This is a genomic window from Ruegeria sp. CE9 (assembly GCF_056537425.1).
The window spans coordinates 1-20,468 of the sequence record NZ_JBQFRO010000003.1 but is presented as its reverse complement, the minus strand read 5'-3'; the positions used below and the strand labels follow the sequence as shown (position 1 = coordinate 20,468).

Genomic DNA, 20,468 nt, shown 5'->3' with positions numbered 1-20,468 from the left:
GCCGATCATCCCAGTGTGTCCGCGACGCCATCGCGGCTGGGAAGAACAAATGAATCGTTAGATCACGCGCGGGCCTGCGTCAAGCGGGGGAAAGACCCCGCAGACGCTCTGACCGGCGGCGCAACAACTCGACTGTTGTTAGCAGTGCGATCGAGATCACAACAAGGATCGTTGCCACCGCCAGAATGGTCGGGCTGATCTGTTCGCGTAGGCCCGTGAACATCTGCCAAGGCAAGGTCTTCTGGCTGGCTGAGCCAACAAATAGCACCACAACCACTTCGTCGAATGAAGTAATGAAAGCGAACAAACCACCGGAGATCACGCCCGGCAAGATCAGTGGCATCTGGATCTTGAAGAACGTCCGGACCGGACCTGCGCCCATATTTGCCGCCGCCCGTGTCAGCGAGCGGTCAAAGCCTACCAGTGTTGCAGTTACGGTGATGATCACGAAGGGAATGCCCAGTACGGCATGGGCAAGGATGACTTTCAAATAGCCCACGAAGTTCTTGTTCATACCCAGCGTACCTTCCATGAAGCGCCCGATATCGCTGTAGAAGAAGAACATCCCTGTGGCCGAGATGATAAGCGGTACGATCATCGGCGAAATCAGGATACCCATGATAGCGCGGCGGCCAGGTACATGGCTTTGGCTGAGGCCGATGGCAGCCAGCGTGCCGAGCGAAACCGAAATTACGGTCGCAATCGGCGCGATGATAAGTGAGTTCTTGAAGCTGCGCTGCCATTCATTGTTGGTAAAGAAATCGCGGTAGTGCTTGAGCGAATACCCCTCGGGGTCCAACCGCAACATCTCGGGCGTGAAGGTAAAGAAGTCCTGCGCGTTGAACGACAGTGGTAGCACGACAAGGATCGGAGTGATCAGGAAGACGAAGATCGCGCCACAGATTACTCGGAACAGGTAGTGATAGAACACCTGCTTCGGAGTCAGATACGGCAACAGTTTCTGGCGATAGCGGCCTTCGTACAGCCAGTAGATAAACCAGACAAAGAACCAGCCGCCCAACAGGCCCAATACGCCACCCATCGCGCCAGCGACCAGAAAGCCAATGATGCCAAAGCCCAGTATGTTGATCCATCGGGCCAGTTTTTCGTTTTTGATCACTGTGATGTACACCCAGGCGAGGGCGGCGATCAGGGCTGCTCCGCCCACGATGCCAAGTAGGATCGAGCCATTACCTGCACCAACGAAGATGCCGGCGAAGGCGCCCGCCAGTGCAACGCTAGGCAGAACCATGGACAGAGGTTTGCGGGATATCGGTGTAAGTGCGGCCATATCGATTATCCCAGCTTCACGTTATCAATGCCTACGATCTTGTCGTAGACCCAGTAGAGCAGTAGCACGACGCCCAGTAGGATCGTCCCCAGTGCCGCCGCGAGTCCCCAGTTCAACGAGGATGAGATGTGGTACGCAATCCGGTTCGAGATAAAGACACCTTTGGTGCCGCCCACGATTTCCGGCGTGATGTAGTAGCCGATCGCCAGAATGAACACGAGGATCGAACCCGCGCCGATGCCCGGAATGGATTGCGGAAAATAAATCCGCCAGAAGGTCGTCCAATTCGTCGCACCCATGGACTTCGCGGCTCGGGTGTAAGAGTGCGGTATCGTTTGCATCACCGAATACATCGGCAGGATCATGAATGGCAGCAGGATATGCGTCATAGCGATGATGGTGCCGATTTGGTTGTTGATGATGATCAGCCGTGCATCATCCGCCACCAGCCCGAGCCAAACAAGCGTATCATTGATCACACCCTGTTGTTGCAACATCACCTTCCAGGCCGAGGTACGTACCAGAAGGGATGTCCAGAAGGGTAACAGGACCAATATCATCAACAGGTTCGACACGCGCATCGGCAGCGTCGCTAGCAAATAACTCACCGGATAGGCCAGAAGGATGCAGGCGCCGGTGATTACCAGCGACATGAACAGCGTTCGCCCGAACAGCTTGATCAATATCTGTTTATCCTCGGGCTGCGCCTGCGCGCCCTCGGGCGTGCGCTGCATATCGACTGCGTTCAGGAAATAGCCGTTGGTGATGGCTGGCGAATGGGTTTTGATGACTGCCCATGTTTTTGGTTCGCCCCAACCATCGTGTATTTCGATGATTTGTTCCTTGAACGGGCCATCTGCCTCGGGGTCCAGTTTGTTGATCTGGCGACCGGACCGGCGGAACATCGAAGACATACCCGTTTCTTCGTAGTTCAAACGCGAGCCCAGGCGGGTGTGGGTCTTGTTGTCAATGGCGACAATCATGTCGCGAACAAAGGCGTCATAAACGGCCTCATCCGGCAGTTCACCGCTTGTTTCATCCCAATTTTGCAGGGCTTCGACTGTTTGGGGCAGCGTTTCCTGCACAATGCTGTTTTCGACCGAGCGGAACAGCATCGCGGCAATAGGCACGATGAACGAGAACAGCACAAACAGTAGCAACGGAGCCACCAGCATAAGTGCCCGGAGTTTTTGCCGCCGCAGTGACCGCGCCAGCGATTGCTTGAGTGGCGTTCCGTCAGCGGCCAACATCGGCCCGGAGTTTTGTTGGGTGGCGTCAGTCATCGGTGCCCCTTGGGTCCTTTTGGGGTCGGGGGCGCAAGACCGCCCCCGACAATCTTATGAAATCATGCGCTTATTGCGCCAGCCACGCCTGGAATTTGGCGTCGATATCATCGCGGTAGTCCGCCCAGAACTCGTAGTTATACAGGAACGTGTTCTTTGCGTTTTCCGGATCGGTCGGCATGTGAGGTGCCATGTCGATACCCAGATCGGCGTGCTGACCAACCAGCGGAGCGGAAGACGCGCGGGCCGGACCGTACGAGATGTACTTGGCCTGATCCGCCAGACGCTGGGTGTCGGTCGCGAACATGATGTAGTCCAGAGCGCGCTGTTGACGCTCTTCGCTCAGACCTGTCGGGATGATCCAGCCGTCCAGATCGAATACCTGCGCATCCCAGAGCATCGCGACCGGCTGGTTCTGTTCTTCGATCACGCTGAACAAACGACCGTTATAGGTTGACCCCATAACCACTTCGCCATCCGCAAGCAGCTGGGGCGTATCCGCACCTGCAGACCACCAGACGACGCTGTCCTTAATAGTATCGAGCTTAGCCAGCGCCTGGTTCTGCCCTTCTTCGGTTGCCAACACGTCATAGACGTCATCCTTGGCAACACCGTCGCACAGCAGGGCCCACTCCATGTTGTTGATCGGGCGCTTTTCCAGAGACCGCTTGCCGGGATAGTTCTCAAGATCGAACACGGCGCAGATTTCGGTCGGCGGGTTGTCACCGACAAGATCAGTGCGATAGCCGAAGGTCGTCGAATAGACGATCTGAGGGATAAAGCAGTCGCTCACCAGCAGTTCACCAAAGTCCTCTGACGCAGGTGTTCCATCCGGTGCGGCGGCAAGTTGAGTATCGAAATCGATCTCCATCGCCAATCCTTCGTCGCACAGACGGATTGCATCCGCTGCCACAACGTCAACCACATCCCAGGTGATGTTGCCCGCTTCGTTCATAGCACGAAGCTTGGCCACAGCTTCGTTCGAGCTGTCGTCATTCAGAATGGTAACCCCGGTTTTTTCCGAATAGGGCTCGTGATAGGCCTTGAGCTGCGATTTGGAATAGGCGCCACCCCACGAGACGATAGTCATCTCTTCGGCGGACACGCCACCAGCCGCTGTTGCCAGAGCCGCTGCGGTCAGCAGTGATTTTGTTGGTTTCATGTGTTACTCCCAGTACATCCCGTTTGTTCTATGGTCAGCTGGCGCACGGGTTTTCGCCAGCAGGTCCCTCAGTGAAACCGCGCTTGTGCCGCACGGTTTGGTCTATGCGTCAAGCGCACGACAATCTTTGGCCAACCAGCCGATATCGATCTCTTGACCGGGCTGAAGCCGAATAGCATCGGGGGCGTTCCGAGTTTTGACGATGAACTCGTCATTGCCAGCCACCGACATGCGGAAGCGGAACACGTCACCCATATAGATGAACTCTTTGACGGTCGCCTTCAGCGTATGCGCATCGGCATGCAGGCGGTCCTTGTTGAATTCAACTCGTTCTGGCCGGATCGAAACCTTGGTGCGTTCGCCAGGGGCATGAACGTTGATCGGCACCGCATCAATTTCCGAACCATCATCCAACTGCACAAGGCACGCATCGCCATCAATCGATTTGACAACGCCTTCCAACGTGTTGTTCTCACCGATAAATTGCGCAACAAAGCTGTTTTCGGGCTCTTCATACAGCTGATCCGGCGGAGCAAGCTGTTGAATGCGGCCGTCGTCGAACACCGCGACGCGGTCGGACATGGTCAATGCCTCAGTCTGGTCGTGGGTCACGTACACGGTTGTGATACCCAATTCATGCGCCAGTCGGGTGATTTCGAACTGCATGTGTTCGCGCAGTTGTTTGTCGAGCGCGCCCAGCGGCTCGTCCATCAGAACCAGTTCGGGTTCAAACACCAGTGCGCGGGCCAAAGCGATCCGCTGTTGCTGACCGCCAGAAAGCTGCGCCGGTCGACGACCACCAAATGCGCCCATCTGCACCATATCCAGGGCGCGCTTGACCTTTTCCTCGCGCTCGGATTTGCCCAGCTTGCGGACTTCAAGCGGGAACGAGAGATTTTCGGCCACGGTCATATGCGGGAACAAAGCGTAGTTCTGGAACACCATCCCGATGCCGCGTTTATGCGGCGGAATGTTGTTGATGGGCTTTCCGTCCAGAAGGATTTCGCCATGGGTGGCGGTTTCGAAACCAGCAAGCATCATCAGGCAGGTCGTCTTACCTGATCCGGACGGTCCGAGCATGGTCAGAAATTCGCCCTTTGGCATTGCCAGGTTGAGATCTTTGACGACGAGATTCTCGCCATCATAAGACTTTTGAACGCGTTGAAATTCAACAAACGCGGCGTCGCTGGTTGTGTCGGTCACAAGACCCCCTGTTGCGTCAATTGATTACCCGGTTGATCCGGATTTCATTGATCTTCTCGTGCAGTAAAGCCGAGGCTAACAAATGGTCGCAAGCCCGTAAAGCGATTGGCTTCGCCTTAGCGTCACATTTGCCTAAATTTGCGACATGTTCAGTTGCTTCATGTGCCAGGCCAAACTTTGGTTGCTGGAAAGAACGGGCTTGCCAATTTTGGCTTCGATCCTTGGAATCGCATCCAGCGTGCGCAGGTTTGTACAACTAAGGAACACAGCATCGACCGCCTGATCGGAGCCAAGATTCGATGCCGCTTCAACAATGGAATCGGTCGAGATGCGCACAACTTTGGCCTCTTCGGATTCGCCAAACGTACCGAACACATCCATCGAAATACCCTGTTCAAGGAATGCGCGCCGCAATGGGGTGTTTACCTCTTCGATATACGGAGAAAGCAGAGCGAACTTAGATACGCCTAGATTTCGGGCACAAGCAGCAGCCGCGCGCAGAGGATTCGTAACTGTTGCAGTGTCGCAGGCCTGTTTGACCATCTTCTCGACTTGTTCCGAACCGATCACGGAACTGGCTGAGGTACAGCCATAGCCCACAACATGATAAGGTCGCGCCTTTGGCAACAGATCGGCGGCGGCGGGCAGGTCGGTTTCCATTTGCGCCAGAGTGTCTGTGTTGACCTCAGCCCCGCTGGGAATGCGGCTGACATATAGCGGGCTTTTATCATCCGAGAAGAGGCTGCGGAATTCGGGCTCGATGGTTTCGTCTGTTTGCAAAACAATCAGCCCCATTGGCGCGGCGCTGGGATCGTCAGCATCCAGGGTATAGGGCAAATTACTCATAGCTCAGCAATTTCAGGCCCGATACAAGGGCTCAGGAATTCGGGTGCGCCCTCGGTGATCAGTATGTTTTCTTCATGCACGAGGATTTTGCCGTTGACGGCAATCCCTGGCTCCAGCGTCAGCACCATTCCGGGGCGCAATTCAGTATGATCATTCGGTATGATTGAGGGCCACTCCGTTAGCGACATTCCCAACCCGTGCCCCAGTCGCCCGGCATCCGTACCCGATCCGCCATCGGTAAGAATACTATTCATGGTATGGAACAGTTGAGACGCCGTCACACCAGGTCGCGCCTGTTCGAATGCGGCATCCGAAGCTTCCACCAGTCTTGCATGGGCCGCACGCACCGGCGCGCTTGCTGGACCGATCGACCAATTTCGGTCGTAGTCACAAAAATAGCCATCGTGAACCAACCCAGTATCAAGCATCAGCACATCACCCAAACGCAGCGGGGTTGGCCGGGCAGGCGATATCACATCGGTGTATCCGCCTTGCTCAGCGCCTCCGGCAAGATAGGGGACCCAATCGGCGCCTTCTTCAAGGCAGAGCCGCTGAAAGTTTCGAAACACCTGATCCAACGGTGTCCCGACCGAAGCAATTTCTGGTACGCGCGCAAAGGCACGGGCACCAATCTGGCAAGCGGTGCGAATCTTTGCAATCTCGGCTTTGGATTTCACCATGCGCAGCGCCCGAAGAATGCCGTGGTCGCCGGTAATTTGGCGGGTGCCAATTGCAGTTTCGAGGCGTCTTAGGTCAGCCAACGGCATTCGGATATGTGTCTCATGCCCATCGGGACAGCCAATCTGGGTTCCCGAAGGTGTTAGTTCGGTTATTGCGTCAGCCAATAGGGAAACGCCGTCATCTTGTAGGTCCGGTGCGCTCCAGGTTCGAACGTCATCAATCCATGTCTGCGCCATCAGCGCCGCGCCGATTGAAGGTATTACCGCAACCGGCTTGCCCCTCGCAGGGACGATCAAGAACCAGGGCCGCGTTGGGCTTTCCCAGAATCGGGTGAGATACCCAGTGAAATAGCGTATCTCTGGCTCGGTTGTCAGCAGCAGGGCGGACAGACCAGTGGCCTGCATCCGGTCTTGCGCCCGTGCGACCCGCGCTGTGAACTCCTCTGGACTGAAACCGGTCATGCGGGCTGTTCTGTCAGCATGCACAGCACCTTGGCATCGGGACCGATACCCATTTCTTTGCGTGCGTCAGCGCTCAGAACTGCGGCAATTCCAGCTCCGCCCGAGGCGCTGGTTTCCAAACCTGCCTTGGCCATAGTTGGAAGGTGCTCGGCGACTTGAGAATCTTCCAGCGTCAGAAACAGATCAGCGTCTCGTGCAAGGCCATTCAGGGCGATCAACGAAGGTTCTTTGCAATCCAGTCGTCCCATGATGCTATCGGGGCCATCGGCAAAAACACAGTGCCCCGCTTGGATGCTCGCCTGTAATGCTGGGGCCGAGGCCGGTTCGACAACGATGATCTTTGGTGCATCGCCCCAGACGACCCGCGCATAGGCGGCAACAGCCCCGGCCATACCGCCCACACCAGCTTGCAGCAAAATATGAGTCGGCGCTTCGGCACATTGCTCAGCCGCTTCAACGGCCATCTGCAGATACCCCTCCATCAGCAGATGAGGGAGATCAATATACCCTTCCCAGGAACTGTCTGAGAGCAAAATCCAGCCATCCTCTTGCGCCGCCTGACTGGCCGCCTCCATGCTCGCCGCATAATCCGCGCCTGCCCGAACGACCTGGGCATTTTGAGCCCGCAATCGGTCTGCGAAACTTTCGGGAACGGTTTCTGCGATGTAAACAACTGCGTTCGCACCGAACACGCGCGCCCCGGCCGCCATGCTCATCCCATGATTGCCTGCACTCGCGGTGACATAGGTGCGCCCCTTGAGGGTACTTTCGCCCGGTGTATCAGTTATGTCATGCGCCTGGCAGGCAATCACATAGGCCGCACCCAGTGCTTTGAACGACCCAAGGCCCATCCGGCTGCGTTCATCCTTGATCCAAAGATTTTCAACAGGTGCCAGCGCAGACGCATCGACCAGTGAAGTGGCAACAAAGTTTGGGCAAAATGAGCGATGACGACTCAACCGCCCAGTTTCAACCGAAGGATAGGGCGCTTGATCTGCAAGCTTGGACCCATTTCGAAACGGGTTGCTGACTAACTTCATCTCTCGCTCCCTGATTTGGTGTTGGGCCGACGTGATAGAATTGACTGAAATCTGTCAAGCTTGGTGTTAGATGGTCCAGCCTGAGAGTGAGCGACGAGCTACTTCGCAGATGCTAACCAAGATCGGACGAATGAGTATCTTTTCAATCGTTTTGGTTGGTTGTAAGAGTTTGCCCACGTCATCGGTGCGGTTCGAGTGAACCACATCTGTGATGTGCGGGCGTGATGGAATGGTAGACATATCGGACTTAAAATCCGAAGGCCTTAGTGCCGTGTGGGTTCGAGTCCCACCGCCCGCACCAGTTTCAGCTCAGACAGGAAAACCCAGTTGGGCTATTAACTTCCAGATATCTTTGTTTGCATTGGAGAGTTGAGAGACAACATCCTCGATTTCCTTCATGGCTTTGTCATCAACCGTATCTTCTCGGCCCAGTTTGATGTCGGTCTTTCGATCAGCAATGCGCATAAGTATGGTTTTTGGATTTCCGCTTTCCTGATCAAAGGAATAGATGCAGTGGTTGTATTTGTTCCGAATGGACGACAAGCGTGATAATCGCTGGGTGTGTTCAAGGATTGGGTCGCGGATTTCAGATGGGCGGCCCTCCATCTTGGCAAGGCGTTCGACCAGGTCAATGCGAGCACGTGTTGTGTTCAAGGTCAGGAAGATGATCACTGCAACGTCTTTGCTTGCCCCGGTGAGCCCCGCAATCAAGTGGATCAGCAGGCTTTCCGTGTTTGTCCACATATAGTTAAGCCGGCCCACCAATAGGATGAGCCGGTCAAACCGTGTTTCGAAAGCCTCATCCAACGGCTGCGCTGCGCGCTTCATTAGGCGCGACCTCAAAGTAGAAATGCGCAGCTTCTGTCCGATTGCTTACATCGATTTTGCCAGACACGTTGTGCATATGCAGTTTAACGGTGTGTTCGGTTATGCCGAGCTTGGACGCAATCGATTTGTTGCTTTTTCCCTGCGATACCAGCCGCAGAACCTGCTTTTCGCGCCGCGTCAGTTTGGAATATCGCAGCAATTTTTCAGGCGACCGGGTTCGGGTCGCTGGTTGCTTTTCAATTGGTGTTCTTGGCGCACTTGGTGTCGCAGATAGGCTATCGGCCAAAAAACACGGCAGGTGTAGTTCCTCATGCATCAAAAGACGCAATATCGCGCGCCAAACGTCTGGTGCGACGTTCATCGGCAGATATCCAACGTTACCGAATTTGGTGCGATCCCAGCGTTCAAACAGTGTTCGTGCCGGGCTTTGCTTGCGATAGGCGAAGGCAAGGCACCCGGTTTCCGCCAATCGGGAATAGTCGTCAGGACGGGTCAGCAAATCCTCGAGCATCATCTGATCCACAACAATAATGCGCTCGGACGAAACCAAATTTCCGGTCTCGGCGATCAGCTCATCAAGGCTTTCGTATCTTGATGCACGAACACCGAATTCGTTTTGGACACTTCGCAGCGTTTGGTTCGAATAGAAAAGTTCCTTGCCGATAAATATGATCGACAATTCTTCAGGATATTCAATTTGACTACGGGCGTCTTCTTTCAATGAAAAATTCATTGATCTTCCCCCCTAACTTGTACGAGCGCTGCCCTCTGATACTTAAAATCGGGTACAGAACCGGGTAGCGCGAAACATTAACTTTGAACTCAAATAGTACTTCACCATAGCCGAAAGTAGGTGTTTCAGCAACCGAAGGCCTGTTTCGTAACGCTATGTTCTAGAACTATTGATCAGGTTTCTAGCCCCGGAATTTGGCGTAACTTGATGAAATAAAAGGGTTAATAATCTTGCTTTTTTAAGCGCCATTGTTTCCAGGCTCTGAATGGCGCAGTTCCCGCAAGATTGTGGAAAAATATCATTACAAACAAGTGTTTGCCGAAATTAATGCTTTCGGCCAGCTATGCACATCCCCTTATCGCTGCGACCATGCCCAAGCTTCAATTTGCGAAGCGATCTTAGACCTGACGTGCCTGCGGTCCGCGTATTTCGGCGAATACTCCGTGGTCATGGAATCGGCTTAGCCGAGAAAGGGGGGGCAAACCAAACAGAAGACCTTAACGGCCGCGCGAGTGTCCAAATCGACACGCTGCGCGCAAAGTCTGTTTCAATCCGCGCCTGTTACCGCTTTGTAGATGAATGGCGGTCCGGTGCTTCAGTAAAAGTGGAACTTATTATGGAACGCAGATTAGCTCCAATCACTGATGTCCAAGAAGTTATCGACGATCAGGATCCTGTTGTAGACGAACCGCAGCTGGAAGAAGAAGAGATGGCTGTTGAAGATCTGAACCAACAGCAACAACAGCAACAACAACAGCAGGGCGACGACAGCAATACCAACGGTGGCAACGATAGCAACACCAATGGTGGTAACGACAGCAACACCAATGGTGGCAATGATAGCAACACCAATGGTGGTAACGACAGCAACACCAATGGCGGAAACGACAGCAATTCGCAGACCAATGGTGGTGATGACAGCAACACCAACACCGCGACTGTAGATATCGATTTTGGTGGCGGTGAGTGGATTCCGCGCGACGATGATAAAGTCGATGTTGATATTGAGGATGTCGACGGTGATGTCGGAGACGTTATTACTGCTGGCGATGATGTAAATTACGATCCCGGCGATGACGTCAACATTGATATCTCGCAGGATGGGCCCGGAAATGATTTTGCGTCCATCAACCAGCAATTTGCCAGCCTGGAAGACAATGACAGTCTGGGTACCGCAAGTGTCGTGAATTCAGGTGACTTCACACAAAGCGGTGACGCCAACGGCGGTGAAGCCTATGCTGAAGATGGCATTGACGTAAATAACGACGGTGGCTCTTCTGGTGACGGTGGCATGAGCTATGGTGGTGAAGCCTATGGCGACACCAACGGCAGCCATTCGCTGGCCTTTGGTGGTCATTCAGGTAATGCTGATAGTTCTGCGACCGGTGGAAATGGCGCATCTTCGGGCGATGCCTATAACGCAAGCCTGGGTCTCGGTCATTCGAGTGCCAGCTCAAACGGTGACAGCACCGGTGGTGAAGGCGGCGCAGCAGATAGCGAATCCAATGCCGACAACCATGGCGAGGCGAGTTCCGACAGTGACTCGACCGGTGGTAACGGTGGTAATGCCGGATCGATCGGTCTTGGTCTGGGTCTTGGCTTGTCCGGAGCGAACGCCGACGGCGATGCAGACGGTGGTGACAATACCTCGGGTGCTGTAGCTGCTGGTCTTGGTCTGGCGGGAACCGACGCGTCTAACGACGGTGCCGATGGTGGCGCAGGCGATGCCGATAACGATGGTTCGGCAGACAATTCCAGCGACGGAACCAACGAAGCCAACGAGTCTTCCTCTGGAGGCAATATTGGTTTGGGTCTGGCTGGCGCTGGCGCGATGGGCTGGAACGATGCCGATGGCGGTAGCGGTTCCGGCGGCGAAGGTTCCGGCGGTGAAGGTTCCGGTGGCGAAGGTTCCGGCGGCGAAGGCTCTGGCGGTGAAGGCTCTGGCGGCGAAGGCACGGGTGGCGAAGGCTCCGGTGGCAATGCCAATGGTGGCGACGGTACCGGCGGAGATTCTGGCTCGGTCGAAGAAGCCTTCCCATTCCCGGTACTTCTAGTGGAAGAGGAAGATCCTGACGGAGACGAAGAAGCTGCAGCAGCTGGTAACTCGAACGGTACTGGCGGCGACGGCGGATTTGGTGGCGCAGGTACTGGCGGTACGGGTACTGGTGGTACTGGTACTGGCGGTACGGGTACTGGCGGTACAGGTACTGGTGGTACGGGTACTGGCGGCCCAGGTGCTGGCGGTACAGGAACCGGTGGCGCAGGTGGCGGTTACGTTGACACGGATGCGGATGCGCAAGGTGTTGGTGACCAGGATGCTGCTGGCCCTGTCATCACCCAATCACCTGGTGATATCGACGGCTCGGCGGACAACGATCAGGATGTTGATGGTTCTGGTGGCAATGGTGGCACAAACACAAGCAACGGATCGGCCGACGCCAGCGGTGATGGTATGGCATCATCTGAAGGTACCGGCGGGGCAGGTGGTACAGCCAACCCCGAGGCCAGCTCGGCCGGAAGCGGTGCTGGTTCTGCTGACGCAACCAACGAAGCCGGAAATGGTGGCGAATCCGGAGCGTGGGCTGATGCAGCGAATGATGGCTATGCCGATAGCCTTGCCGAAGCGATTGCCGGGTACGGTGGTGAGGCGTCGTCAGATAATGACGCAGACTCGATGGCTTCGGGTGATGCAACCGGTACTGCGACGTCTGGCGCAGGTGGTGCAGGCGGTGCAGCCGCATCGACTGGAGGAACCAGTGGTGATGTCATGGGTTCGTCGACTGGAGGTGCAACCACCGGTGGAACGAATACCGGTGGCGAAGCGTCTGGTGCCTACTCTGGCGCGGGCGGTGCCGGCGGTAACGGCGGTATGTGGGGCTCGGACAACGGTGGCGATGGTATCGTCAACGGTGAATCTTATGCCTCTGCTGCTGCGGTAGTTGACACATCTGCCTTCAACCAATCGATCGTCATGGGTGCCAACGTGCTTGGTAACTCGGTCGATACGACCATGGTTGGTGGTTCGATGACCTCGACTTACTCGAGCGACGATACCGAGGTCTAAGACCCAATTCACGGGGGCCGCATTACCGGCCCTCGTTCAATGAAATCGCCGAGGCCGCGTTCTGTGGCCTCGGCCCAGCAAATCCCGAACCGGAAATTTGTGCCGGCAAGGGAGTAAGGGATCATCGAAATGTCATTCGATAGTGTTACCGAAAAGATTGCACACTTTATTGGAACTTTTGATCTTACGATTGAAAAAGCCCGGCTCAGGGATCAATACGAAGAGTTTACGGCGATGCGGCGCAAAGTCGAGCTGGACGAACTCGAAAATCCTGCAAAGCTGCGGGTCAAGTCGGATCTGGAACTTGATCCTGGGAAATATGGTCCGCTTTCCTATCGGTTAGACACCCCCTCTGCCACTCCTGAACTTCCACCCCCTGCTGACGGTCCGGATATTGAGACGGTCGTCGCACTTGAACCACCACTCTCAAACGGTCCGCCATTGCCCGAAGGGATTACGGGCGTTGGCGCAACATTTGTGATCGAACAAAAGCTAGAAATTGTGACCGAACTCATCGGATCAGCGGTCACGTATACCTTCCAGTCAGTTTTCTTGCGCGACAATGATGTTGTTGGTGAAGGTAACTTCCGCGACGTTGATCAGCTTATTGCGCAAGCCGAGGCGGCAGTGCAGGTCGCGGCGTCAATGCACGCCTTCGCGGTGCCGTCATTCGCGATCTCGGACTATCTGTCGGTCGAATACGTAGAGTCGTTGGCCGAGGCCATGTTGGCGCCGATCAATGCTGACGTTGAGGGAGCTGTAGTCTACCAGTTCCATGGCGAAGACGCGATGGGCGTGATCGTAAATGGTGAATTTGTCGACGAAGCGCCCGTTTGGGATGATCTATTGCCTGAACATCACAGACCTGACGAGGAAGAAGACGACGAGACGCCCGATGCGATGCCCGCAGAATGGGATCGGGACGACGAATCTGAATTCGCAGACGGCCACACGGTGATTGCGGGCGGAAACCTTGCGATCAACGAAGTGAACGCGACAGTCTCATGGGTTGATGCGCCTTATATTGCTGTCGGCGGCAAATCTATCGACCTAACGATGGTTAGCCAGGTTGCCGTTGTGTCGGATATGGATGTGGGCACGAATGGCGGATCGGGCACCAATGTTGTGCACTCATCGACGATCGAAGTAGAAAGTAATTCAGCCCCTTGGTTGATGCAGGGGGCAAATGACGACGCCCCGGCATTTGTACATGTCGATTGGATCACGACCGACTTGATCGTCGCAAACTTTGTCAAACAAGACATCGACGCGACGGATATTGATCATATCGATACCGAAATTAACGCGACGACGACGCTTTATGCGTTGGGCGACAATGAGTTGGTGGATGTCACCAATATCCTCCAGCTTGGCAGCTACTACGATCTGATCATGATCGAAGGCGACATGATTACGGTCGATGCCTTCATCCAGACCCATGTCTTGATAGATGACGATGTGATAACGGGCGGCTTGCCGGGCCCGATTGATGGATCGGATGAGAACCTCGTCATGAACGAAGTCGCGCTGACGAAAGAAGGCGAAGACACGCATCAAGAGATGCATAGTTCAATGGCCGAAGCGATGGCCTTTGGCGAAGACGACATGGCGTCCTTGGAAGAGGCGCTGATGAACGATCCAATGTTCGCCGGGATGGAGCAGATGCGTGTTCTCAAGGTCGACGGATCGCTGGTGCAAGTCAATGTCGCCGAGCAATCGACCATGCTTGCAGATCAGGATGACGTACATCTGCATGGCCCAAACGCAGATGAGACCGAAGTGGTGGCGGGCAGTAATGCGATGCTGAATGCCGCCCATGTCACCAAGGCGGGTGTGGATTCAGTCGTCATGGCTCAGGACGGGGCCTTTTCTGATCTGTTGCTACATCAGGCAAGCCTGATTGATATGCCGACAAACGAGGACATCGCCGAGATGACCAATGAGGCGATTGCCGCCATTATGGAAGAGGCAGGTATGCCCGGTTATGAAGGCGGAATTGGGCCGAAGGGCAATGATCTTACGCCCAGCGAACTGGCGAATTCCTCTGACGGCCTGCAATCCATGCTGGCTTGATTTTTCCTGATTTACGAGTGACCGGAAGGTTAGTTTATGTCGATCGTTTTTTCGTCGCGTCGCACCCGATTTGCAAGTCCTTTGGACCGGCACGGAGGTGGAGGCCCGCTGACTCTGAAACCCCGTGACAGGGTGGCAAAACAGAATGAGAATGACCTTAGCAAAACAGTGTCCCGCTTGCGTTTGACAAGCGAAATGAAGCTGGCGGAGGCTGAACCTAAGCCAGATGCTGACGATCATGATGGCCCGCGGGTCGCAGAACGGCCAGCGCGTTCAAACCAACAAGAAGAAGCGCAAAAGGCGACGGCACAACCGGATGGTCCGGGACAGACGCAGGCGGAGCAGTCAGAGCAAACATCACAACCGCGCGCCGGCTCTCCCCTTCGGCGCGCGACGTCGCAACCCGCGAAAGATAAGGATCCTGTGGGTGGCGACACTGGGGTGGCCGACGTCGAGGCCCCCGATTGTGAGACCGCCGACCAATCGACTGCGCGCATGACCCCCTCTGCGTCGTCGGATGGTAAAGACCGCATGGGCACCACGATCGAGGCCAAGGCTAACCAACCCTTGCTGCGCCCGGGGACGGGTGGTGGCGATGGCAAGGGGCCACCCCAAACTTTCCACAAGCGCACTCCGCCTGAAGACTTCCAAAAAACGCTTCGCACGTCGCTGCGTGCGATTTGGCGTAACCTGGCTTTTGTGCTGGTGTTGACCTGCGCGACAAACGTCTTGATCCTTGCGATCCCGATCTACCTGTTCCAGATCAGTGACCGGGTTCTAACCAGCCGTTCGCTGGACACGTTGATCATGCTGACAGCTATCGTCGCCGGTGCGGTTATCTTCCAATCTGCCTTTGATGCGGTTCGTCGCTTTATGCTGATGCGCACAGCGGTCGAGGTGGCTGCCCGTTTGGGGGCCCCGGTTCTCAGCGCGGCAGCCCATGCCTCGCTGCACGGGAATGGGCGAGAATATCAGACGTTGGGCGATTTGCAGCAGGTGCGCGGCTTCCTGGTCTCGGGAACGTTGATTTCATTTCTCGACGTTCCGTTCGCTCCGCTATTCATTCTGATGATCTTTTTGGTGCACCCGCAGTTAGGGATGATCGTTGTCACGACGGCTCTGATCCTGATGGTGATCGCGCTGATTAACCAGAAAATGACCGCCAAGCCTTTTGCCAAGGCCAATCAGGCGCAATCATTGGCGAACCAGCATCTGGATTCGATGTCGCGCAACAGCCAGATCATCAACGCATTGGCGATGATCCCCGAAGCGGTACGCATTTGGGGCCGCGACACGGCTCAATCTTTGACATGGCAAGTGAAGGCGCAGGATCGCAACGTGATCTTTGCGGCCATTTCGCGTGCGGTACGTCTGTTGACACAAATCGGCATTCTTGGCTGGGGCGCTTTTCTGGCGCTGCAAGGAGAGATCACCGGCGGTATGGTCATCGCCGCCTCGATCATTGCGGGCCGTGCGTTCGCGCCGATTGAAGGGTCAATTGAAGGCTGGAACACATTCCTGCTGACGCGAGGTGCTTTTGGGCGAATCAAAGCCTTGCTGTCGAGTTCGGCGCTGCAATACGAAAAGCTTCGCCTGCCACGGCCTGAGGGGCGGTTGGATGTAGAACGTCTGCTCTACGTCCCTGGCGGCACCAAACGGGTCGTTCTAAATGGGATCACTTTTGCGCTGAACCCGGGGGAAACACTTGCGATCATCGGGAACTCGGGCGCGGGTAAAACCACGTTGGGCAAAACATTGGTGGGTTCGATCCTGCCAACGTCAGGAAGCGTGCGGCTTGACCTGATGGATATCCGCAACTGGGACCCGCGCCAGTTTGGCGAGAATATCGGCTATCTGCCCCAGGATGTGCAGCTGTTCCCCGGCACCATCAAAGACAACATTGGCCGGATGCGCGCGGATGCAACGGATGAGCAGATCCACGACGCTGCTGTTCTGGCCGATGTACACAACATGATCGCTACACTGCCGCAAGGGTACGAGACCGTGGTTGCTGCAGATGGCTCACCTCTGTCAGGTGGGCAAAAGCAGCGTATCGCGCTGGCTCGGGCGTTCTTCGGAAACCCGCGGCTGGTGGTTCTGGATGAGCCGAATTCAAACCTCGACGTGGCAGGCGACAAAGCACTGGCACGGGCGATTGAACAGGCCAAGGAAAGCAAGATCACCGTTGTTGTGATCACGCAAAAGCCAACGCTGCTGAATGTTGTCGACAAGATCATGCTGCTGACTGACGGGCGCGTGGCGCTGTTTGGCCAGCGCGAACAGGTGCTGGAACAGCTCAACGGGCCGCGCCAGCAACCGCCCGAAATTCAGGGCAAGGGGAGCTAAGCGATGAACGACGTGGCACGCACCGATGAAGGCGGTCTTTGGTACTCTGAAGTTCCGCGCTCGATCACCAAATTCATCGTGATTGGGTTTATCATGCTGATTGTCTGTTTTGGCGGCTTTGGCGTCTGGTCCTTCCGCGCCCCGCTGGCGGCGGCTGTCATTGCGCAAGGCAGTTTTGTTGCCACCGGTCGCAACAAAATCGTGCAGCATCTGGAGGGGGGCATCATCGAGAACATTTTGGTCTCGGAAGGTGAGGCCGTTCAGGCTGGTCAAATCATGATGACGTTGGACCAAACCTCTGCCGAAGCCAATGAGCGCGAGTTGTTTATCCGCAAAATTCGCCTGCAGGCCATGACTGAACGCTTGCTGGCTGAGCATAGCGAGCAGGAAAACTTGGCGTTTTCGTCTGGTTTGATCGAGGCATCGGACGACGTTGAGGTTATGACAATCCTCGACAATCAAAAGCTGAGTTTTGATGTATCGCGCAAGACTTTGCTGAACGACATCGCCTTGCTTCAACGCAATATGGAAGCGCTGAAAATCCGTGCATCGGGCTTTGAAGCACAGCTGACCAGCATGGAGCGGCGCTCAGACATCCTCAAGGAAGAGTATGACACCAAATATTCTTTGTTTGAGAAGGGTTTGGTGCGCAAAGGTGATTTAAATACGATCCGTCGCGTACAAGCCGAAGCCGAAGGACAATTGGCACGTTTGCGGGCGGAAACCGCCGAAGTCAATCAGATGCTGTTGAAGTATGAAGAGCAAATCTTGCGTACTCGTTCGGCCTATCGTGAAGCTGCGTTGGACGAATTGGGCGTGATCGAGGCCGATCTGGAAAGTGTGCGCGAAAAGGCCCGCCAGGCCCGCAGTGTTCTGGCCCGTGCCGTTGTGCGTGCACCGGTGACCGGCACAGTGGTGCGGTTGCACCATCACACGCCCGGCGGGGTGATCGAAACCGGTGAACAGATTGCCGAGATACTGCCCGCTGATGCTCCGCTGATCATCGAGGCGCAAATTCCACGTACCGAGATCGACAGCGTGGTGACCGGGCAGATCGCTACGGTACGACTTGTTGCGCTCAATCAACGGACCACCCCTGTGCTTGAAGGCGAGGTCTTTTATGTCTCAGCCGACTCGCTGGTCGAGGACTCGGCAGGTATGCCGCAAGAGGTTTATCTGGCGCGTATCTCGTTAACCCCCGAGGAAATGGGCCGTGTGCGGGGATTTGTACCGACACCCGGCATGCCCGCCGAGATCATGATCCAGACCGAGGAACGCACTTTTGCGGCCTATATCGCAAAGCCGGTGGTCGACAGTATGTCGCGTGCCTTCCGGGAACACTGATCGCCTGAGTGTCTACACCTTCAGTTTTTTGCATGTTAGCTTTCCATCGACACATGTCTTGGAGGGAAGCAGATGCCATTAACGGTCAAAGAAATGATGCAGGCCGCAAATGCAGTGGTCGAGCGCATTGATGCGAGCCGAGCGCAAGAGCTGATCGGGCAGGGTGCCTTGCTGTTGGATATTCGCGATGCGCCTGAGCTGGAAAAAACCGGCCGTGCCGTTGGTGCGCATCATATCCCGCGGGGTATGTTGGAGTTTCGGGCAGATCCGGATTTGCCGTCTTATGATGCGGAACTGCGCAAAGATCGGGTGATCATCCTTCATTGTGCCTCGGGCGGCAGGGCGGCGCTGGCAGGAAAGCTGCTTAAGGACATGGGATATCTGCATGTCTACAATCTGGGTGGGTTCGCAGATTGGGTGAATGGCGGCGGCGAGGCGACCGAGCCAATGGATAGCGGGATGTAGCTGCGTGATCTGACCCAAATCAAAGCGGCACATGTTCCGTTGCTGTACTGTATGCGCCAGTAGCTAACATATCGGATACGGGCCATGATACGCCTTGCAGCCATGCTTTATTCTTTGATCGCAACCGCAATCGCTGGGTCTGCCGTAATCGCAGTTCTGGTTGCTGGGATGGTAACTTGGATTGCAATTCTAACCGCAGCGGCAGCAGGGGCGGTTATTGCCGCACCGGTGTCATGGCTGGTGGCAAAACGCCTGTATCAAGGTGCCTGATCAGGCGTTCAGGAACGCTCGGACTGCAGCTTCGAATTCGCGGGGTTTCTCGGCGTGTAACCAATGGCCCGCGCCGGGGATTTTGGCGAACCGAGCGGCTGGAAACAGAGCGCGAATCTGGTCGCGGTATTCAGGCAACACATAGTCGGACACCGCGCCGGACAGGAACAGGGTAGGACCGTCCCAATGGCCTGAGATTTCGGGAAAGCCCATGATCTTTGGCATTTCGCTGGCCAAGACATCCAGGTTCAACCGCCAACGGCCCCCCTCAACATCCAAAGATTGCGTGAAAAAGCTCTGCAGCGCCTTTTCAACCCCAAGATCAGCCAGCTGCGATTCGGCATCTGAACGGCGCTGAACACGCGACATATCTACGGCTCTCATCGCCTCGATGAACTGAATCTGACTGTGGCTGTAAGCCACGGGCGCAATGTCGGCAACGGCCAGCTTGCGCACCAGTTCCCCATGTTCAAGCGCCAGAACCATCGAAGCCTTTCCGCCCATGGAATGCCCGACAATGTCTGCGATGCCTCCGACGCTGCTGATCACTTCGGCCAGATCCCGCGCCAGATCAGAATAACCATGCCGAGCGTCCCAGAAGCTGTAGGCGTGGTTGCGCATATCCACAGCAATGACCTGCCGTTCATCTGACAGCCGTCGTGCAATGACACCCCAATTGCGGGCCGAGCCATATAGGCCGTGCGCAATGAGCAATGGGGGATTGTCCGTCGGGTCGCCATGGATGATCGTATTCAGCATAACCTTGTGATACGCGTCACGGCACAGAACAACCAGCCCCATTGTCGCCCGCGCGGCGCCCAGTTAAGTTGCCCCTTCAGGAGGCACCAATGTCGCAGGAAATCGATATCCAGACCCGGATCGCAGAGACCATTCAACTGCTGCGCAAAAAGCTCGGCGTGAAAGATAAAACTCTGATCGCTTCGGTCCGGCGGGCAAAGCGTCGTTTGCCGCGCAAGGTTTACAAGCAGGCTTTGGTGTTGGCGCAGGCCGAAAAGATGGCAGAACATCCAAAGTTGCAGTTGATCTTGGATATGCCACGGCTCGAAAAAGCCTCGGACGACGTGCAAAGCCACTTGAATGCAATTAATCTGGCGGATCGGCGCTGGGGTTGGTTTCTGAGTTTTCTCGGCTCAATCGCATTGGGCCTGATCGCGCTTGCGGCGCTTGCGGTCTTCGTGTTGCGGTGGTGTGGATATATCTAACCACGTTGGTCTCAAAGAATAACGGCACTTTTTTAAAGCGCCGTTTTCTGTTTCAGTACTCGAGTTGTCTCAGAGGTTTGGATAAATTGGGAAGCGGGCGCAGAGTTCTGCGACTTCGGCTTTGACTTTCGCCTCAACTGCGCTGTTGCCGTCTT

Annotated in this window: 17 protein-coding genes and 1 tRNA gene; 8 read left to right on the top strand and 10 right to left on the bottom strand. The window is 55.6% G+C overall.

Going from position 1 to position 20,468, the window contains the following annotated elements:
* Positions 1-79 precede the first annotated feature (79 nt).
* The 7 genes from ACR0B3_RS07195 to ACR0B3_RS07165 all read right to left on the bottom strand — a co-directional run bounded on the left by ACR0B3_RS07195 (position 80) and on the right by ACR0B3_RS07165 (position 7,967).
* Positions 80-1,291, bottom strand: coding sequence for an ABC transporter permease (locus tag ACR0B3_RS07195; protein ID WP_170685746.1), 1,212 nt, complete (start codon positions 1,289-1,291; stop codon positions 80-82).
* Between the two features lie 5 nt (positions 1,292-1,296).
* Positions 1,297-2,574, bottom strand: coding sequence for an ABC transporter permease (locus ACR0B3_RS07190; protein ID WP_480808467.1), 1,278 nt, complete (start codon positions 2,572-2,574; stop codon positions 1,297-1,299).
* Between the two features lie 70 nt (positions 2,575-2,644).
* Entirely contained in the window at positions 2,645-3,736 is a 1,092-nt protein-coding gene (locus ACR0B3_RS07185) for an extracellular solute-binding protein (RefSeq protein ID WP_170685748.1), read from the bottom strand.
* A gap of 102 nt (positions 3,737-3,838) precedes the next feature.
* Positions 3,839-4,939, bottom strand: a complete 1,101-nt coding sequence (locus ACR0B3_RS07180) for an ABC transporter ATP-binding protein (RefSeq protein ID WP_170685749.1) — start codon at positions 4,937-4,939, stop codon at positions 3,839-3,841.
* 132 nt (positions 4,940-5,071) lie between these two features.
* On the bottom strand, positions 5,072-5,785 hold the full coding sequence (locus ACR0B3_RS07175; RefSeq protein ID WP_480808466.1) for a maleate cis-trans isomerase family protein: 714 nt from the start codon (positions 5,783-5,785) through the stop codon (positions 5,072-5,074).
* Positions 5,782-6,927 (bottom strand): M24 family metallopeptidase, encoded by a 1,146-nt coding sequence (locus tag ACR0B3_RS07170; protein WP_480808465.1) that lies wholly within the window; start codon positions 6,925-6,927, stop codon positions 5,782-5,784. Before ACR0B3_RS07170 ends, ACR0B3_RS07175 begins: the two co-directional genes overlap by 4 nt.
* Positions 6,924-7,967 (bottom strand): pyridoxal-phosphate dependent enzyme, encoded by a 1,044-nt coding sequence (locus ACR0B3_RS07165; protein WP_480808464.1) that lies wholly within the window; start codon positions 7,965-7,967, stop codon positions 6,924-6,926. The genes ACR0B3_RS07170 and ACR0B3_RS07165 overlap by 4 nt, the downstream gene beginning before the upstream one ends.
* Positions 7,968-8,182: 215 nt before the next feature.
* On the opposite strand from ACR0B3_RS07165, the gene ACR0B3_RS07160 reads away from it, so the two are divergent.
* A tRNA-Leu gene (locus ACR0B3_RS07160) sits at positions 8,183-8,268 on the top strand.
* Positions 8,269-8,276: 8 nt separating this feature from the next.
* Here ACR0B3_RS07160 and ACR0B3_RS07155 read toward each other — a convergent pair.
* The gene (locus ACR0B3_RS07155; RefSeq protein WP_480808463.1) at positions 8,277-8,795 is read right to left on the bottom strand and encodes a hypothetical protein; all 519 of its coding nucleotides are present in this window, start codon (positions 8,793-8,795) and stop codon (positions 8,277-8,279) included.
* Positions 8,767-9,528 carry a response regulator transcription factor gene (locus ACR0B3_RS07150; RefSeq protein WP_480808462.1) on the bottom strand — a complete coding sequence of 254 codons (762 nt, stop codon included), beginning with the start codon at positions 9,526-9,528 and terminating at the stop codon, positions 8,767-8,769. The genes ACR0B3_RS07155 and ACR0B3_RS07150 overlap by 29 nt, the downstream gene beginning before the upstream one ends.
* A 616-nt stretch (positions 9,529-10,144) precedes the next feature.
* On the opposite strand from ACR0B3_RS07150, the gene ACR0B3_RS07145 reads away from it, so the two are divergent.
* The 6 genes from ACR0B3_RS07145 to ACR0B3_RS07120 all read left to right on the top strand — a co-directional run bounded on the left by ACR0B3_RS07145 (position 10,145) and on the right by ACR0B3_RS07120 (position 19,090).
* Positions 10,145-12,592, top strand: coding sequence for a beta strand repeat-containing protein (locus ACR0B3_RS07145; RefSeq protein WP_480808461.1), 2,448 nt, complete (start codon positions 10,145-10,147; stop codon positions 12,590-12,592).
* A gap of 129 nt (positions 12,593-12,721) precedes the next feature.
* Entirely contained in the window at positions 12,722-14,665 is a 1,944-nt protein-coding gene (locus ACR0B3_RS07140; RefSeq protein ID WP_480808460.1) for a type I secretion protein, read from the top strand.
* Positions 14,666-14,701: 36 nt separating this feature from the next.
* Entirely contained in the window at positions 14,702-17,011 is a 2,310-nt protein-coding gene (locus ACR0B3_RS07135; protein WP_480808459.1) for a type I secretion system permease/ATPase, read from the top strand.
* Between the two features lie 3 nt (positions 17,012-17,014).
* Positions 17,015-18,355 carry an HlyD family type I secretion periplasmic adaptor subunit gene (locus ACR0B3_RS07130; RefSeq protein WP_480808458.1) on the top strand — a complete coding sequence of 447 codons (1,341 nt, stop codon included), beginning with the start codon at positions 17,015-17,017 and terminating at the stop codon, positions 18,353-18,355.
* A gap of 72 nt (positions 18,356-18,427) precedes the next feature.
* Positions 18,428-18,820: a rhodanese-like domain-containing protein gene (locus ACR0B3_RS07125; RefSeq protein ID WP_480808457.1), complete on the top strand. Its 393-nt coding sequence runs from the start codon at positions 18,428-18,430 to the stop codon at positions 18,818-18,820.
* 84 nt (positions 18,821-18,904) lie between these two features.
* Complete coding sequence (locus ACR0B3_RS07120; protein WP_480808456.1) at positions 18,905-19,090, top strand: hypothetical protein; 186 nt, start codon at positions 18,905-18,907, stop codon at positions 19,088-19,090.
* Here the strand turns inward: ACR0B3_RS07120 and ACR0B3_RS07115 are convergent, their stop codons facing one another.
* Positions 19,091-19,891 (bottom strand): alpha/beta fold hydrolase, encoded by an 801-nt coding sequence (locus ACR0B3_RS07115; protein ID WP_480808455.1) that lies wholly within the window; start codon positions 19,889-19,891, stop codon positions 19,091-19,093.
* 47 nt (positions 19,892-19,938) lie between these two features.
* Between ACR0B3_RS07115 and ACR0B3_RS07110 the strand changes: the two genes are divergently transcribed.
* Positions 19,939-20,313, top strand: a complete 375-nt coding sequence (locus ACR0B3_RS07110; protein ID WP_480808454.1) for a hypothetical protein — start codon at positions 19,939-19,941, stop codon at positions 20,311-20,313.
* Positions 20,314-20,468 lie beyond the last annotated feature (155 nt).

Bases quoted from the DNA above. Each gene is read 5' to 3' on its own strand.
- ACR0B3_RS07195 (WP_170685746.1), bottom strand. From the start codon at position 1,291: ATGGCCGCACTTACACCGATATCCCGCAAACCTCTGTCCATGGTTCTG.
- ACR0B3_RS07190 (WP_480808467.1), bottom strand. From the start codon at position 2,574: ATGACTGACGCCACCCAACAAAACTCCGGGCCGATGTTGGCCGCTGAC.
- ACR0B3_RS07185 (WP_170685748.1), bottom strand. From the start codon at position 3,736: ATGAAACCAACAAAATCACTGCTGACCGCAGCGGCTCTGGCAACAGCG.
- ACR0B3_RS07175 (WP_480808466.1), bottom strand. From the start codon at position 5,785: ATGAGTAATTTGCCCTATACCCTGGATGCTGACGATCCCAGCGCCGCG.
- ACR0B3_RS07170 (WP_480808465.1), bottom strand. From the start codon at position 6,927: ATGACCGGTTTCAGTCCAGAGGAGTTCACAGCGCGGGTCGCACGGGCG.
- ACR0B3_RS07165 (WP_480808464.1), bottom strand. From the start codon at position 7,967: ATGAAGTTAGTCAGCAACCCGTTTCGAAATGGGTCCAAGCTTGCAGAT.
- ACR0B3_RS07155 (WP_480808463.1), bottom strand. From the start codon at position 8,795: ATGAAGCGCGCAGCGCAGCCGTTGGATGAGGCTTTCGAAACACGGTTT.
- ACR0B3_RS07150 (WP_480808462.1), bottom strand. From the start codon at position 9,528: ATGAATTTTTCATTGAAAGAAGACGCCCGTAGTCAAATTGAATATCCT.
- ACR0B3_RS07145 (WP_480808461.1), top strand. From the start codon at position 10,145: ATGGAACGCAGATTAGCTCCAATCACTGATGTCCAAGAAGTTATCGAC.
- ACR0B3_RS07140 (WP_480808460.1), top strand. From the start codon at position 12,722: ATGTCATTCGATAGTGTTACCGAAAAGATTGCACACTTTATTGGAACT.
- ACR0B3_RS07135 (WP_480808459.1), top strand. From the start codon at position 14,702: ATGTCGATCGTTTTTTCGTCGCGTCGCACCCGATTTGCAAGTCCTTTG.
- ACR0B3_RS07130 (WP_480808458.1), top strand. From the start codon at position 17,015: ATGAACGACGTGGCACGCACCGATGAAGGCGGTCTTTGGTACTCTGAA.
- ACR0B3_RS07125 (WP_480808457.1), top strand. From the start codon at position 18,428: ATGCCATTAACGGTCAAAGAAATGATGCAGGCCGCAAATGCAGTGGTC.
- ACR0B3_RS07120 (WP_480808456.1), top strand. From the start codon at position 18,905: ATGATACGCCTTGCAGCCATGCTTTATTCTTTGATCGCAACCGCAATC.
- ACR0B3_RS07115 (WP_480808455.1), bottom strand. From the start codon at position 19,891: ATGGGGCTGGTTGTTCTGTGCCGTGACGCGTATCACAAGGTTATGCTG.
- ACR0B3_RS07110 (WP_480808454.1), top strand. From the start codon at position 19,939: ATGTCGCAGGAAATCGATATCCAGACCCGGATCGCAGAGACCATTCAA.